Origin of the sequence: Pseudoduganella rivuli (assembly GCF_009674485.1) — a bacterium.
Taxonomy (GTDB): domain Bacteria; phylum Pseudomonadota; class Gammaproteobacteria; order Burkholderiales; family Burkholderiaceae_D; genus Rugamonas; species Rugamonas rivuli_B.
Window position 1 is genome coordinate 73,841 of record NZ_WKJJ01000024.1, and the last position, 17,305, is coordinate 91,145.

The 17,305-nt window shown below is 68.0% G+C and carries 4 protein-coding genes; all 4 read right to left on the bottom strand.

Translation table 11 applies throughout. From position 1 onward, the window contains the following. Positions 1-34 precede the first annotated feature (34 nt). The 4 genes from GJ700_RS29460 to GJ700_RS29480 all read right to left on the bottom strand — a co-directional run bounded on the left by GJ700_RS29460 (position 35) and on the right by GJ700_RS29480 (position 17,073). Positions 35-736, bottom strand: coding sequence for a 2-hydroxychromene-2-carboxylate isomerase (locus tag GJ700_RS29460; protein ID WP_154380771.1), 702 nt, complete (start codon positions 734-736; stop codon positions 35-37). Positions 737-924: 188 nt separating this feature from the next. Then, positions 925-1,542 (bottom strand): TetR/AcrR family transcriptional regulator, encoded by a 618-nt coding sequence (locus GJ700_RS29465; RefSeq protein WP_154380773.1) that lies wholly within the window; start codon positions 1,540-1,542, stop codon positions 925-927. 32 nt (positions 1,543-1,574) lie between these two features. Next, complete coding sequence (locus GJ700_RS29470; RefSeq protein WP_154380775.1) at positions 1,575-5,480, bottom strand: hypothetical protein; 3,906 nt, start codon at positions 5,478-5,480, stop codon at positions 1,575-1,577. Positions 5,481-8,898: 3,418 nt separating this feature from the next. After that, positions 8,899-17,073, bottom strand: a complete 8,175-nt coding sequence (locus GJ700_RS29480) for a hypothetical protein (RefSeq protein WP_154380779.1) — start codon at positions 17,071-17,073, stop codon at positions 8,899-8,901. Positions 17,074-17,305 lie beyond the last annotated feature (232 nt).

The following is a 17,305-nucleotide window of genomic DNA, read 5'->3' on the forward strand; positions in this document are numbered from 1 at the left end:
CGGCATGAATTGCGCCTGCACGTGATGAGCCGGATCAGGCTGCTGCACTGGCCGGCGTGTCGGCAGCTTGCGGTTTCGGCGTTTTCCATTTCGCCCCCACCGGTCCCCGCGCCTTGCGCGCCCAGTAGCGCCACGATGCGCCCCGCCCTGCCAGCCACGCTTCCAGCTGGCCGAAGCGGTCAAAGCCCCAGAACGGTTCGCCGTCGACAATCACGAACGGCACGCCAAACACGCCGCGCTCCAGCGCCTGCTGCGTCTCCACCTTGAACAGGGCTTTGACGTCGTCCGCCAGCAGCGCGGCCGCCAACGCTTCTTCCACCACGCCCAGTTCCGCCGCCAGCCGGCACACGGTGGAGGGGTCGGCCAACCGGGCCCGCTCGGCAAAATACGCGTGATAGCAGCGCTTGGCGAAGCGCACGGCCAGTTCGTCGCCATATTGCAGCCGCAGCCACAGCATGGCGCGGCCCGGCGCCAGCAGCAATTCCGGGAACACGTCCGGCTGGCGGTACGCGATGCCATGCTGGCGCGCCGTGCGGCGGATGTCGTGCCGCACGTAATCGCCCTTGATGGGCACCAGCGGCAACGGCGTGCCGCCGGTCGCCTGCAGCATGGCCGCCATCATGACGGGATGCCAGCGCACCGTGCGCCCGTGGCGCGCCGCCAGTTCATCGATGCAGGTGGCGGCGAAATAGCCGTAGGGCGAGCCGAAATCAAAGTAGAAATCGATGGGTTCCATGCTACACCGCGCCGAAATCGTCGTTGGACTCCGGCAGCGATTTCAGGGCTTCCGCAAAGCTGGGGTTAAACAGCAGGAAGAAGGCGACAACGGTAACAAACAAGACCTTGGTCATGATGCTCTCCTTGTTTCGCACAGGTGTGCGAATTTAGTTGAAAAAAACGCCGCACTCCGGGCGCGGCAACCGTTCAATCTTGGTACGTGAAACTTTTATAGGTGGAAATCAGGCGGCCATACGCCACCGAAATGCGCTTCAACGTGGACGGATCGCGCATGAAGCGGGCGTCGTGCAGCAAACCCACGATCAGGCAGTAAATCTCGAACACCAGTTGTTCCGGGTCGGTGTCGGGCCGCAAATGGCCCACTTCCACCGCTTGCAGCACCGTCTTGCGCAGCGACGCGCGCCAGCGCAGCACGCCCTGCTCGATGCGGTCGCGCAGCGGGCCCGATAAATCGTCGAATTCAAACGCGCCCGCCGTGTACAGGCAGCCGGTGCGCGGACCGGTTTCGCAGCAGCGCCGGATCCAGGCCTGGATCTGCGCCGTCAGCCGGGGCAATCCATGCTGCAACTTCAGCGACGGCAGGAAGATATCCTGCGCAAAGCGGCGGTCATATTCATCCAGCACCGCTTCCTGCAGCGCTTCCAGCGAACCGACGCGGGAAAACACGCCGCTCTTGCTGATGCCCAGCCGCTTGGAGATTTCGCCCAGCGACACCTTGCCGATGCCCTCGGCGGCCGCCATTTCATAGGCGGCCTGCACGATGGCAGTGTAGGTGGCTTCGCTCTTGCTGGTCGGGGTATCCATGCAAGCACTTTAGCACACCTGTGCGAAAGTTGCTAGCCTTCCGTGATCGCGTGCGCCGGGTCGGTTTGCGCCGTGCTTTGCAGGAACAATGCGGACCAACCCGGCAAATCGCTGCGCTCGGCGTTCGACAGGCTGCCATCGGGCAGCCAGACATCCTGGTCGAGCGGCGTCACGGCGGTCGCCGGCGGCACGATCGGCACCGCCGACAGGCGGTTCGAACCCTGCGTATCGAGGTCCGTGATGGCGCGCACCAGTTCGGCCGCATCGAGCGGCACCGCCGCCAGCGGGATGCCGAGGCGGTCGGCCAGCAACTGGTTGCGGAAACCCAGCACGTCGGCCGGACGGCCATCGATGAGGTTTTCATCGAACACGGCTGCCGCCAGCGACGTATCCCAGCTCAGGCCCCGGCGCGACAAGTGCGTGCTGCCGGTCAGCGCATAGGCATCGTCGACCACTACCGACGTGCTGGCCAGGCGCAGCGCGCGCCCCGCGCCCACACCCGGCGCAAACACGACGAAACGCGCGCCGGCCGCCGTGCGCGCGGCCGTGATGGCGTCCAGCAGCGACTGGTCACGCACGTCGCGCAGGCGCTGCGGCGTGCCCGGCGCGGGCTGGCTGGATACGCACAGCACCACGCGCAAGCCGGGACGGGCATTCATGCGCGCCAGCAGGACTTGCCACAGGCTGACGTTTTCCGCCGCGGCGGGCGCCGGATTGCCATCGGCGCAGCGCAGCACCAGGTTGTCCAGCTCCGGCGTTTCAATGTAGATCAAGTCTTCGGCACGGTTGATGGCGGCCACCAGCGAATACAGCGCTTCGCGCGAACCGAACACGCTGCTCTGGATGCGCCGGTCCAGCGCGCGGCACGCCGCCAGCGCATTGGTGGCGGGCGGATTCTGGTTGCTCAGCCACGTGCCCAGCTGGCCCGGCGTCGGCCCGCCGCCGGGAATGCCGGCCGGCACCGGGATATTGGTGTTGAGCCACACATAGAAGGTGTCCAGCACGTTGGTCAGCGTCGGGTAATAGCCATTGTTGCGGATGGTCTGGCACAGCAGCGGCAAGCCTTCCACGCCGATCGCGCTGGTGCGCAGCACGGCCACCACGGGACTGGGCGCCGCGACCGCGGCGGCGGGCGGCAGCAAGGTCATCGACGCCTCGGCCACCAGCGCCACTTCCGACTGCATCAGCAGGCCGCGCAAGGTCGGATCGGCCACGCCCCGGAACGCGGCAATGCCCAGGCCCGCCGTGCGCTCGCGCACATATTCGCCGGCCGCGATCGCCGCCCCGCCCGACAGCACGGCGCCCGCGCCATGCACTTCGATCGACGCCGGCACGCCGGGATAACCGAGGAAATGATTAGTTGCCGGTTCCAGCGCCCACGGCGCCGGCGGCGACGCGCCGATCACGGCCGCCTGCGCCGCCGCGCCCAGCGACGCCCCCACCACTTCCTGCCGGTTCATCAAGCCCAGCGGCAGCGATGCGGACCCCGCCTCGGCCGCGCCGCGCCCCAGCAAATGCACGCCATTGCCGGCCAGGCCCAGCACGCCGCCCCCCGGACCGTTCTGCCCCGGCGGCAAATCGCCGGGCTGCGCGCCGGGGGCCGGGACGCTGGGACGCGCCCTGGCCAGCGGACGGCCCACGCTGTCGGCGCGGTCCGCCGTGGAACCGAACGCCGGTTCCGTCAGCGACAAGAGCGCGGTCGGATTGGCGGCCAGGTAATTGGCCAGGGTGCCGACCAGGTCGGCCACGGCGATCGTGTTGCGATCCACCAGCACCGCCGGCGCGCCAGTCTGCACCACGTGCGCGCCGGCCGGGATACTGCCCGGCGCCAGCGGCGGCGCGGCGCCCACCAGCCCCGTTTCGCACACCACCCAGCCGCCCGCCAGCGCATTGGCCGCCACCGGCACGCCGCCCAGCGCCGCAGGCCGGGTAAAGGGCTGCGCCGCGTAACGGCGCGTGAAGGGGGTGCCCGCGGCGCCCGGAATCACGGCCTGCAGATCGAAGCGCAATTGCCCGACCGGATTGGCCAGGCCGTCCGGCAGCGCCAGCACGGCAAACGCGGTGCCATTCAGGCCCACGATGGCGGAACCGCCAGTCAGGCGGAAATGGTTGCCGGTGGCCAGGTCGAACCCCAGCGGCCACGCACGCACATTGGCGCCGGCGCAGGCGGGCCCCAGGTTGACCTCCAGCAGCACCAGTTGGCGGTCGGCCGCCTGGCCGCCGTCGCCCTGCAATGGCAACACGCGGTATTGGCCGACGGCCAGCGCGGCGGGCGGCGTATTGGCCGCATCGGCCAGCGCGGCCGGGAACGGGCTGTTGGCTGCGGGGACGGCCGGCACCAGCCCGGCCGGGGCCACCGGCGCGCCCCACGCGGTATCGGTCACGCCGAGCACCAGCCGCGCCGGATTGGCCGCCGCATTGGGCAGCGTCAGCATGGCCGCCGCCACGGCGCCGCTGGTGGCGCGCAATACGGGCCCCGCCGACGGCGCCACCGTGATGCGGGTGCTGGGGCGGTTCTGGTCCATTTCGCGCCGCAACTGCCCCGGCTTCAGCGTTGCCGCATCGGGGAAGGCGGGATTGGCGGCCGCGTTGTCGCTGCGGCGGCGCCGGTAGCCGACCAGGAACGCTTCCTCATCAACCACGGCCACGCGCACGAAATCGCGCGTCAGGTTGGTATGCAGCGGTCCGCCCGCCCACAGGGTCACGCCTGCCGCCGCGGGCGCCGCATAGGGGCCGCCCGGCAGCACCGCCACGCGCGCCAGTGGCGCATTGTCGGCCGGCGGGTTGTAAGGCACGTTGGGCGCGCCGCCTGCCGGCGGGGGCACCGAGACGGTCGGCGCGGCCGTGAAATTGATGACGATGTTGCCGCCCGCGCCGCCGCCGGCCAGGCTGCCGGCGGGATTCGGAATCGCCGTGCCGCCCACCGACAGCGTCAGGCGCTGCACATTGTTGGTGTCGGCCGTGTCGCCATCGACCGAGAGGAACGGCGCGCCCAGCACACCCTCGTGCGGATTGACCAGGTGCGCGGTCAGGCCCGGCGCGAAGTTGGCCACGTGCGGCAGGCTGGCCGGTGCGCCGGCCGCCGGCACCGGCGCCAGCACGGCGCCCGGCGTGGCCAGGTTGGCGGCCTGGATATTGGGCGCCAGCAGCTGGAAATTGCCATTGCCGGGCGCCGTTTCACCGATGCCATAGTTGAGCAGCCACGACCACCAGCACGCCACCGCGCCCGGGTCGATCGGACGGCCGCGCCGGTCGAAGCACCACAGGTCCACCTGCGCCGTCATGTTGGCCACCAGCGTGTCGGGCGACTGGCCGCCGGGACGGCGCAAATGCGTCATCGGCAGCGCCATGTTGCCCGTGACATTGACACCGTCGGCCGTCACCAGCCCCACGCAATTCATCCGTTCAAACACGTTATCGCCATCGAGTCCGCCATTGAACATGGCGTCGATGAAGCCGGTGGTCACGCCGCCATTCGGAAAGACCATCATGAAGCTGCGCACCTGCGGCCGCGATGGCACACCGGCCACCGGCGCCAACGCGCCCAGCGCGGCGGCGGTCGGCGCGGGCAACAGCGACAGGCACTGGTGCAGCCGCTGTTCCACTTCCGGCAGCAGGCGGAACCAGGCCACCAGCCGGGTCTGCCCCGCATAGACGCCATTGGCGGCAAACGGATTGTTGCCATCGATGTTGCGCAAGGTGTCGAGCGCGGGCGGCACGGCATTGTTTTGCACGTAATACAGGCTGAGATTGCCCGTGGCGGGCGGCAGCCAGTTGGTATTGTTCAGCGCCACTGGCACGTGCAGCTGGGTCGGCAGGTTGGCCGGCCCCGGCAAGGCAGGCAAGACCGGCATGGCGTTGCCGCCGGTGAACCATGGGCCCAGCACGGGCGCCATGATGCCCAGGGTGTTGACGGGCGGCTGGTACAGAGTCGTCATGCGCCTCTCCTAAACGGGGTTGGACAAGGTGGCGTCGCCGGAGCGGCCGAGCGGATCGATCACGCGCACCGACACGCGGGTCACTGCGCCCGCCGGCACGGCTTGCGCATCGAACGCTTGCCAGGTCTGCGCCACCGGGTCGTAACTGAATGGCAGTTCCAGCTTGCGCGGCCGCGCACCATGCTCGATGCGCCAGGCATCGAAGCGGAAATTGCCCATCATGGTGCCTTGTAACGTTTGCGCGGGCGGCGGCGTCACCGTGATGGCCAATCCGCCCCCAGCCGCACTGACGGCCACTTGCTGCACCGGCGGCGGCGCGCCTTTCGGCACCGACGCCAGCTTGACCGGACCGCTGGCGTCGCCCCATTCGCCGGCCACCAGCACCGGATCGGCGCCGGGCGGCGATTCGCCCTGCACTTCCACCACGAAGCGGTAATTGACCCACGGCTTCAACGGTTGCGGCGCGACGATGTCGAAACTGTGGCCTTCGTCGTTCGATTCCAGGTCGCCCGGCAGTAAAGTCCCCGCCAGCACGGTCGGCATGCGCAGCGGATCGGCGCCGGCCGTCGACGTGCGGCGCAGGCGCCACGCTTTCGGTGCACTGGCGCCGTGTGGCACGCGCACGCGTAGCACCACGCCATGCTCGACCGGATTCTTGCCCGGCGCGTTGACCACCGCCACCAGCGGCTGGCCCGGTCCGCCCACGTTCGGCACGCCGAAGGCGAACATGGAACTCTTGGACAATTCCGACAAGCCGCCGCCCGGCCCTTCGGCCACCACGCGGTAAAACACGGCCACGTTCAGGCCGGCCGACACGCGGTTCGTGAAATGCACCTTGCCGTCGGCTCCCGCATGCAGCGGTTCCGGCGTGATCATTTCGAAATGGTCCCAGCCAAACAGCGTCCTGTTGTCGACCAGCAGTCCGGCGCGGTCGTTGATCAGCGCCAGGCTGCGCACGGTGTTGGCCAGCCCGCTGTCGATACCGCCATCGAGCGCTTTCAGCAACGTCGATTCCGTGCTGGTGTAGACACGGTAGCCGACGCCGGCCGCGCCGTTGAACGCGAATTCGGCGCGCGCGTGGCCCATCGCATCGGGCCGCGACGTGTAGGTCAATGGCCGGATGATCACCGGCGCTTCCGGCGGGCGCGGATCGGTGATGGTTTTTTTCGCCGGATACGCGTCCAGCGATTCATGGTTCAGCACATCGCGCCAGCGCGCCGTGTAGCTGACCTGGATTTGCTGCGCCGGGTACAGCGCCGGGCCGGTGCGCGTAATGACCAGCAATTGCTGCGGATGGCCAGGGCTGCTCGATGGATCGTCTTCCAGGTGCGCCTTGTTGCCCGGCGCATTCGGCAAGTTGGCCAGGTCATAGTAAGCGCTGGCGGCCGGGTTGGCGCCAAACGTTTCCAGCAGCACCAGTCCCGTCAATTCCGCGCCCCCGGCCGGTAATTCCGCGATGTTCGGCAGCGGGATGCGGATTTCAATGGTGCCCGCCAGCAGCCCGGCCGGCGGGTCGGCCGGCGGCGGTGCAAACACGGGCGGCGACGGGAAGATCAACAGCGCGGGACGCATCGGCGCCGTGCGCGCCTTGGCCGGCGCGGTGCGCTTGCCCCAGCCCGACCAGCGGCCGAACCAGTCGCCCTTGGCGATGCGGTAGTCGATCGCGCCCGGCGCGCCATTGCGGTCTTCCATGCGCGCTTCGCCCGCCTCGGCCGGATCTTCCGGCTGCGACACCACCCATGGCAGCGGCGTGCCGGGCGGCGCGGCATTGCTGCCATACGCCATGCGCTTGCCATTGGCAAAGGCATGCAGCGTGCGTTCGCCGTACTGGTCATGCGCGGCCACGGCGGCCACGGCCGGCGCCTGGAATCCCTTGGCCAGCAGGCGCAGCGCGCGCCGGACCTTGGGTGGCGGCGGTGTACTGAGCCAGCCACGGTCATCGCACGACGCGATCACGGGCGCCCCCATGCCTTGCGGCGGCTGGCCGGCAATGGCCACCGCGCACTGCGTCAGGTCGAGGTAGGGAATGTCTTCCGCCGGCGGGATCTTGAACTGGTCCAGCTCCGGGAACTGGGCCAGCGCATCGGCCCGGCCGGCGCGCAACGCGCCAAGGAACGACAGCGCTTCGGCTTGCGTCCACGCCGCGCTGTTCCAGCGGAACAGGCCGCGGATGCGGTACAGCACCAGGGACCCGGCCGGCGCCTTGGCATCGCGGTCGACGTCGCCCAACCCCAGCAGGTGGCCCAGGTCCGGATCGATGGAACTGGCCAGCAGCGACGTTTCGATGCCCACACCCATGTTGCCTGGCTGGGAACCGGCGGCCTGGCTGGTGATCGGCCGCTGGTCGCGCAGCAACCAGGTGGGCAGCGACAAGTCGTGCAGCAGGGATTTCAGCCATGTGTCGACGCGGGGGCGCACTTGCGCCACGCGCTGCGCCGCATCGGCGCCGCCGGCAGCGGGCGCCGATGCGGGACTGGCGGCCGTGTACGCCACGTACATGGGCTGGCGCAGCACGGCCGCGCGGTCGACGCGGTGATCCGCTTCGGCCACCGCGTTGGCGGGCGGCGTATAGCGCGGCGCCGGGCTTACCGGCAAGCTCCACCACTCCCACAGCCGCGCTTCGCCATGGCGCTGCACGCCGGTCGCATCGATCCAGCGGATGCCCGCCACGTAACCATTGCCGCGCACCCGCACGCGGGGAATGAACCAGTGGCACAGCGCATACGGATCCTGGCTGGCGGCCTGGATCACGGTCGGGCCGTGCTCCGTGTCGGCCAGCGCTTCGAACACCAGGCCTTCCTGCACCGTGGCGCTGGCGGCGGCATGGGCCACCGTCCCGGCGCTGATGCCTGCCGCGGCGGCGCGCGGCACCGGAATCGGAATCGGAATCGGAATCGGCGCCATGGTCGGCCTCAAGGTCGGCGCCGGGGTCGGCATCCGGGTGGGCGCCAGCGTCGGCATCAATGTGGGCGCCAAGGTCGGCCTCGGAATGGGTCCCAGCGTTGGCGACAGGGTTGGCGCAGCCGTCGGCGCCGTGGTTGGCGCGGTAGTCGGTGCGGTAGTCGGCGCCGTCGTCGGTACCGTGCTGGCGCGCACCTGCAGCCGCGCCCAGATCACATCCGGTTCGCTGAAATACCCATACACGGGATTGTCCGGCGTGACCGTGAACGGCAGCGACAAGGTGTTGCCCTGGCTGTCGATCCACGTCACCCCATCGCTGCGGGCCATCTGCTCCACCACGCTGGCGCTGATGATGGTGCGCGTGACCATCAGCGGCGTGGCGGGCACGCCGAGGCGCGGCGACGGCAGGCAGCGCACGTGGATGCCGGGTGGCAGGTGGCTGTCGCCAACGCCATCGATGGCGCCGGCGATCCATGCCCATGCGGGAGCGAGTGTGCTCATACGTACTTCTCCTTCATCACAATTCAAGCGCCACGGTGGCGGGACGGTTGAAAATCTGTACCTGGCCGGATGCGCCGGCGGCGCCATGCTCGCGGAACTTCAGCTCGATATCGAACAGGCGGCTGGTCAGCGCCGGCCGTGGCGCCGATGCGCCGGCCACGAACAGCACCCGCGTGCCTGCCGCGTTGCGCACCGCTTCCTTCATCGCGCTGCCCAGCTTGGTGCGCGCCGAACTCCATTGCGGCTGGCCGTTGACGATGGTTTGCGTATCGTCGGTGCGGAACACTTCCAGCGAACCGATTTCCAGGCGCGGCTTCGGCTCCGGCTCGTTCAGGGCGCCGGTGCGCATGCCGGCGCGCCATACCGGTTCATCGGCTTCCAGCAGCACGCCGGCGATTTCCCATGGCGTGGCGGCCAGGCCCGTCTGGCGCCAGATCACTGTCGTGCGCGGGGCGGGCGGCAGCGGCCACGGATCCATGCCGCAATCGCGCAATGCCTCGTCGAGCGCGGCGTCCGACACCAGCGGCTCGCTCTGCGCCGCATATTTGGCTTGCAGGTTGAAGGTCGTGATGGCGTCGTTTGGCGTGCCGCCATCCGGCGTCGGTTCGAAGCCCAGCGCGCGCAGCATGCCGGTCGGGTTGTGGTAGCGCGACGTGCGGAAATGGCTGCGCGCCACCAGCACTTCTTTCACGCTGCTGTCCCCGGGCTTGACGGTATTGAGCAGCAAATCGTATTCGCTGTTCGGCACCAGGTCCGCAATGACGGTGACCTTGGAGGCGCCGCTGCCGGGATTGACGTTCAGGCACGGCAGCGCATCGAGCACCTGCTGCACCTGCACGTCCACGACGGTCCACGCGTCGGTGGTTACTTGCCACAGTGGGTTGTCCGCCACGTAGCCCGGCAGCGCCGGGTCGTCGCGCGTGACGTCCAGGATGTGGCGGCTGCCATCGACGTGCAAGGTGTAGCCATGCAACGAACCGGCCGGCGGACGCGTGTGGTAGACCTTGACCTTCAATTCGCGGCCATCGTATTTGGCGACCAGCGAACGCAGATGGTCGACACGGAACCAGAAGCCGATTGGATCGTCGAGGAAGTGCGGCGGATCTTCATGGGTCGGCGACGCGTGCGTGATGTAGCGCGCCAGGCCGCGCGGATCGAAGCTGCGCTCGTCGAAGCCCGGACCGCCCTGGGCCGGATCCATGTCCAGCGTGGCGGTCTGCGCCGATGGCAAGGCGTTCGGGTCGGTCACGCCAAAGGCTGCCGTATCGAACGTGAATTCTTCCGTGCCACCCGCCAGCCAGCCGTTGGCCGCCGGCGCCGGCGGATCGTCGCCAGGATCGGCCGCCTGCCAGCCCTGGTATTCCCACGTGACGCGCACCTTGTAGCTGCTGGCGGCATCGAGCGCGGTGTCCTTGCCCGGTTCATTGTTTTGCTGGTTCTGCGTCTGGTCCTGCACCCAGGCGATCAAGCCATCCTGGAATGCCTGGTCATCGTGCTGCGCCTGCCACGCTTCCTGCGTCAGGCCGCACAGCGCCACCAGGCTGACATTGCCCTTGTACCATGGCGCCACTTCGATGCGGGTCCAGGCCTTGCCATCCTTGCGCGGCGGCAGCTTGTAGCGGTACACGCGGCATGGCAGGCGGCTGGTTTCCTTGAACGGCACCGGCTCGCCCTGCAGCGCCAGCACGCCGGCCTGTTCGTCGATGGCCTTGACCAGCAGTGCCGGCGCGGCATCCACCGCGACCAGGTCATACAGCGACAGCGGCGTGGTGCGCACCGTCTGCGCGCCCCAGCACACCGTGTGCAGCAATGGCGGCTGTTTGGATTCCATATTGCGGTCGAGCAGGATTTGCGCGATGCCCGCGTTGCGGAGGATCAGCCACTGGCGGCCAGGGCCCTGGCTTTGCACACGCGCCAGCACCTTGCCCGCCGCATCGAGCGCCACCAGCATGACCCAGCCGGGATTGGTGCCCGTGGTCGGCGTGATTTCAGGGGTGACTTCGGCCGACACTTCATCGACCGGCGCCGCCAGGTGCATGCCATTCACGCGGCCCAGCAGCGCCGCAGTCCATTCGCCCGCATTTTTACCCCCCAGCATCCTGCCTTCGTACTTGGCGCCGGACGCGCCGGCGAAGCTGCTGTATTCACCGTCCTTCTCCGGCATGCGGTCGCACACGCGTCCCGGTTCGGTCGATCCCGCCGGCTCGCCGGCCGAACCCCAGCACACGGCATACACGAGGATAGGCAGCAAGCCCATGGTGGCGTCCACCTTGACCGATACGATGCCCTGCGCCGGTAACGTCAGCCACTGGCGGCCCGGATCGCGCGTCTGCACGCGGCCGACGATGGCGCCATTGGCGTCGAACGCCGTCAACAGCACGGAATCCTTGCCAGGATCGAGGTTGACCGACACTTCATCGACGGCGCCGGCCGCATGCATGCCCGATAGTGCGCTGTGCACGCGCACCAGCCGCTCGCCGCCTTGCGCCACGCATTCCATCTTGCCTTCATAGACGGCGCCGGACGCGCCCGTGAACGTGGTGATCCACTCGTCGCGGGCCGGCATGGTGTCGCACACGCGGCGTGTCGGCGGCGGCAGCGCGCCGCGCTCCATGCACACTTGCAGCAGCAACTCGCCCTCCAGCAAGGTCTTCGACAAATCGAACGCCAGCGGCACCGTGCACACCATGGCGCCCTGCTTGCGGAAGCCCGGGAAGCGCCAGCCCTGCGCAATCGCCATGCCTTCATGCACCACGGTGCCGGCCAGCGCGGCCACGGCGCCCGGCGCATAGTTGAAGCCGGCGGCGGAACCCAGCGCGATCAATTCAGCCAGCGTGTGGTGGCTGTCGAGTTTGGCCACCGCCTTGAATTTGCTCGGATACGGCGCATTGGCCGGCGGTACCGCGTGGAACGCGCCGAAACCGGCATAGCTCCACACGCGGTCCTTGCCCAGGGCGCACGACGGCGTGGCGGCCGGACGCGGGTCGCACAATTCGCCAAAGGTGTTCGCGGGGTTGCCCGGCACGTTCAGCGATTCCGGTGTCAGCCAGCGCGCCCACGGCGCGGGATCGATGGTCCACAAGCCCAGTTCGCGGCCCTCTTCGCTGCTGGGCGGGATACCCTGCGGCGCCGCTTCGATCAGCGCCTTGCGGTGCGTCGGCAGCCACCATGCGGACGGGAACGGTCCGCCCACGGTTTGCCACTGCGCGCCATCCCACTTCTGCAATTCGACCTTGGTGATGCGGTACGCGTATTTGAGCTGGTTGGAACCGCTCCACGCCGTCAGCGCGGCCGGCGCCGGCACTTCGCGCGTGAAGGTCGCTCCCGGATCGGTATCCGCTACATAGTGCGTGAATTTCAGCACGCCCACCGTGTCGGGCCACACCACCGGCACGTCGCCGCCACCGTTGACGGCGGCCTTGCCCTTGACGATGGCCAGGTGGTCGACCAGGTCCATGCCGGAAATCGGCGCGGCCGGTTTCGGGATGCCCGATTGCGAACTGTTACCGATCTCGATATCGACGCAGCCGGAAATTTCAAACAGCCAGCAATCGATGGACGCGCAGAAGTGGCCCTTGGCATACGGGTCCTTGCCTTCTTCGATGCGGAAATACAGCCAGCCATTGACGTCCAGCGTGATCACGACCAGGTCGAGCGAACCGGCCACGCCGGCCGCTCCCGCGCACAGCAGCGGCTTGGTGCCCAGGCCGACAATCAGGAAGGCGGAAATCTCCAGCGAGAACGGATCGGCTTCCCAGCGCAAGTCGAAACCGGCGCCGAAGCCGATCGAGAACCCGTCGAAGTCGAGCGGCGGGATGTCGGCCCACGACGGAATCAAGGTGCCGCCCAAGTGCTTCATTTCGCGCTCTTCGAACATCAGGAAGGCCCATGCCTTCACGTCGAGCACTTCGGGGAACAGCACGATGGTGACGGGATCGCCGGCGCGGCCCGGACCGTTATCGCTGCCGATGCGGATATACCAGGCCAGGTTGCTGCCGGCCAGCGGGAAGTACGCGGAAATCGGCACCTTCAATTCCAGGATTTTCGGAATCTTGTACGTGGTGCGCACCGCCACCATCAGCGCATCCGGTTCGATCACCACCATGCCGAGGATGCGGGTCGACGAGCCGCTGTTGCTGCCCTGCGCCGTGGCCTGGCCCTTGCGCTGCGTGATCAGGTGCGCGTCGATGCTGAACACCACCGAGATGTCCGGGAAGCCCAGGGTCAGCGCGCCTTCCGCGTTGAAGCTGAAGCCGCCGTCCGGCAGCGTGCCGATCACGGCGCCCACGCCAAACGCGAACTGGCCCGACAGGCGCTTGTATTTTTTATCGGGCTGCAAGCCATACCATTGCAGCTGGCGTTCCACCGGGTCCGCGTGCGTGCACAGCGACAAGTCGCGCGTGCCGTTGGCGACAAAACGGCCCATGAAGCCGAACAGGCCGAAGCCGGTGCCGCCCAGCGGGATGCCGACCGGCAGCTGGATGCCCACTTCGACCGAGACGAAATCGTGGTCGACCGCCAGCGCGCCATAGGCCGACAGCTTGGCGGGAATCACTTCCAGCGCCAGCATGGCGCGGAACGCGCCGCCGTCGCCAATGGTCACGGAACCCTTGCCAACCAGGGTGTTCGGCACTTCCACCACGGCCGTCAGGCCGCGCAATTCCACCGCTGATTTATCCGGCGTGCTTTCGAAGCGCATGCGGATCACAGCGCCTTCGAGGCGGATCACGCCGAGGTCGATCGCGAATTCCAGGTCGAATTCCATCCAGTCGGAACCGTTGCCGAGACGGCTGGACGCCACGCGGATCAAGTCGCCCAGCGGCCCGCCCAGGGTCCAGGTGCCGGGATCGACCACCTGCACCGACAAGTCTTTCATGCACAGGCTGATGTCCTGCAGTCCGCCGGTATTGTTCCCGTCGAACATGATGCCGACGCCCTTGTATGCCAGCTTCAGGTTGCCCTGCACGATGAACACGCCGGGAATGCCGGTCTTGATGCGCAAGTCGACCGTGTAATCCGTGGTGGCGGCCGCATGCGGCGCGCCATTCCACTTGTACGACAGCGTGAATTTCTCGAACACCACGCTGCCGTGGTGGTCGCCCTGCCCCGCATCCTTGTTGATGAACAGCCCGATGACGGCGCCCGCCGCGATGCACGCCAGCCCGCCGACGAAATCGCCCGCTTCGGAACCCGTGATGTCCGCTTCATCGAGCTTGGCCGCCAGCGCCGGGCCGAACGCCAGGCCGCTGGCCCAGACATCGCTGATCAGTTGCAGCTTGCCATACGGGATGCTGAGCGCGCCGGTGGCTTCGGTCTGGCCGGTGCTGGCGTCATAGGCCCAGTTCAGCAGCACTTCCCAGTAATCGGGGCCGCCCGGCTGGGTCGACGCCAGCGCCGGTTGCTGGCCGCCGACGGCCGGCAAGTTGGTGTCGGTGGGACGCCAGCGCACCTTCGCTTCGGCCAGGGTCGGAATGAAGTCGGCCGCGCCGGTGGCGGACGGACTGTCCCAGCGCACCTTCAGCGTCACGCGGTAATCGTTTTGCGCATTGCTCGGCGTGGTCGTGACGATTTGCGTGATCGGCCCATCGGCGCCCGGCACCAGCATGGTCACGCGCGAGCTGCGGCCATCCGGCCCCGGCACCGGCGGCTGCGGTTGCTGGCCCGCCTCGATGGCGAACACTTCGGCGCAGCGGTAGCCGGCGCGGTCCAGGTCGGCCTTGGCCAGCGCATGCTGGCCGCTCTGGATATTGTCGGTGGCGTCGCGGGTCCAGTCGTGGCGCCACACGGGCGTGCCGTTGGCGCCCGTTTGCAGGTAAGGCTGGCCATCGGGTGCATTGCCCGGCGGCAGCGCCAGGCGGCGCGTGTCGATCATGCGCTGCGGCGCGCCTTGCAGCACGGTGGGCCAGTTCACCGGCGCTTCGGTTTCCCGGCGCCCCATGACGCGCGCCGGATCGTTGACGACGGCCAGCACGGCGGCCATGGCGCGATCCTTGCGCTGGTCCGCCAGCTCGTCATTCTTTTGATTGTTGGTGGCGAGGTTGGCGCCGTACCACAGGTCGTCAGTGCGGCCCACCACGTAGAACTTGCGGTCGACGCCCGGATTGGCCGCTTCCAGTCCGGCGATCCAGGCGGCGATCTGCTGTTCCAGCGTGGCGCCCGGCGGACCGTTGCGGCCCAGGAAATTGATCGCCATCGGATAGGCGAGCGGCTGGTGCTTTTGCAGCGTCTGTCCGGGCGGCGCGGCTGTGACGTTTTCATCTTCGTTCTTGACGCCGATCGGCGTGGATTCGCCGTATTCGTACAGCACCTGCACCGTGCGCGTGACGAACACCTGCGTCGGCGGCACGGGCACCGGCGTGTTGTCGCCGGACGGCACCAGCACTTCGACTTCGGCATCGGTGCCCTGCTGTGTCGTGACCTTGGCGCCCGCCAGCGTGGCGGGCACCGGCGCGGTCGAGCGGGCGCCGGTGGTGTGGTATTCGCGCGCCAGGAAGGTGTCGCTGACGCGGGTCGGCTGCAGCGGCGCCGGCTCGCCTTCCAGCGACACCAGCCCGGGCGAGCTGGCGGCGTCGGTGTCCTGGTGGCCGATGGCCAGCGGACCGGCCGGCGTCACGTCGATGCGGATGCGGCGCACGCCCTGCGTGTCGCCCGGTTCGCCATTGTCATCGGTGACCAGCAATTCAAACGGGCCGCTGCCGTTGGGCAGTCCGGCCAGCGTGAAGGTATTGGCGGAACGTGCCACCACCGGCGCGCTGCCGCCGCCCAGGGTCCAGCGCACGGCGATGGCCTGGTTGCGCGTTTGCAGCGCCACCTGCCGCAGCAAGTGGGCCGGGCCCCGCAAGTGCAGCACATTGTGGCGCAGCGGACCGCCGTTGGCGGTGGCGTCGATGATCGGCGGCTCACCGCTGGCGCTGCCGCTCTGGCGCGGGAACGTCACCGTGATTTGCTGCAGTTCGGTCTGGCCGGACGGGATGGCGCTCGGCAGGCTGGGCTGCGGCGCCGGTTGCCCCACCAGCGTGGCATCCACCACCCGCAGGCGGTAGCGCAGCACGGCGTCGGTCGGCGCGTCGAACCACGGCGTGGTGTCGCTGTTGCCTTCGATGCCGCCGGGGATTTCCCACCAGACGCCGATGACTTTCATGTCGGCCACACCGCCGCCAATGGATTCATTGAGCTTGAACTTGGCCCGCACCCGCTGCAATTGCGCCTGCGGCCCGGTCGGCACGGCGTAGGCGTACAGCGGCGGATTGGCTTGCACCGATACGCCCGTCAGCGTGCCGGCCTCGAATTGCTCGATGGTCAGGTAGGTGTTGAGTTGCTGCGGGAAGTCCTTGCTGAAATCGGCCGCGATTTCGCCCTGCATGCCGAACGGGACGCCCACCAGCAAATCGCGCCCGCCGATGGTCATGTTGTCGACCAGCGGCGTATTCAGCGGCAGGAAGAATGTCAGTTCCTTGAGCGAAATGCCCATGAAGCTTTCATCCTTGCCGCGCGCTTCGATTTCCGCCGGGGTGAAGGTCGGCGACACGTCGGCCACCAGCGTATCGAGCTTGAAGCCGAATTGCGAATTGCCGATCACGGCGGTATTCGGCTGCATATTGGCGCGCACCACGCCGCCGGACGGCGCGTTCGGATCCAGCGGGTCGGGCGCATCCATCAATTGCACCAGGGTGCCGGCCCCGTTGCCGCTGATGCGCAGCACGCACGACGCCTGCAACGTGACGCGGCGCGCCGCCGGCGGGCCGCCGGCCGCTTGCAGCGATGGCGTTTTCATGGGGTCGCTGCTGTTGATGGTGGCCGCGTTCAAGCCCGGCAAAATCACGGAGACCGGGTTGACCTTGATATCGAGCGCCCATTGCACGGGGATGTCTTCCTGCACGAAGCCGCCCGGGACCGGGGCGCCACCCGACGTGGCGGGGAACGGCGCCGCGCGCGTCACGGACAGGCGGAACGGCAAGCCGGTGGCGACGCCGGGCACACTGAGGATCCAGTTGGCCGTGTTCAGGTCGAACTGGTCGGCGATCGATTGCAAGGTGCCTTCATGCAAGTAAAAGCCGGGACTGGCGGTCGAGCGGTGGTCGACGATGTTGAGCGCGGCGACTTGTTCAAGGATGCCGTCAGGAACGATGGGCGCCAGGCCCGTCGTCATCGGCAGCAAGTCCAGTATGTTCATCCCCCTGCGAACGCTCATGGCATCTCCCCGGCTGATCAGTAGATGCCATCATGCATTAAAAACAATGAAAAAACTGTCACATTGCAACAACACAAACATTGTGGAATGCAAGTAACCGAGTGTTGATCCAAGCCTGATACTGCCTTGATTACAAAGCTACCGTCAGGAATGAATTGTTAAATCTTCGCAACGACTACTGCGCTTTTGCAACGCCCCGGACCGGCTTGACGCGTCCCGCCCATTGCGCGAC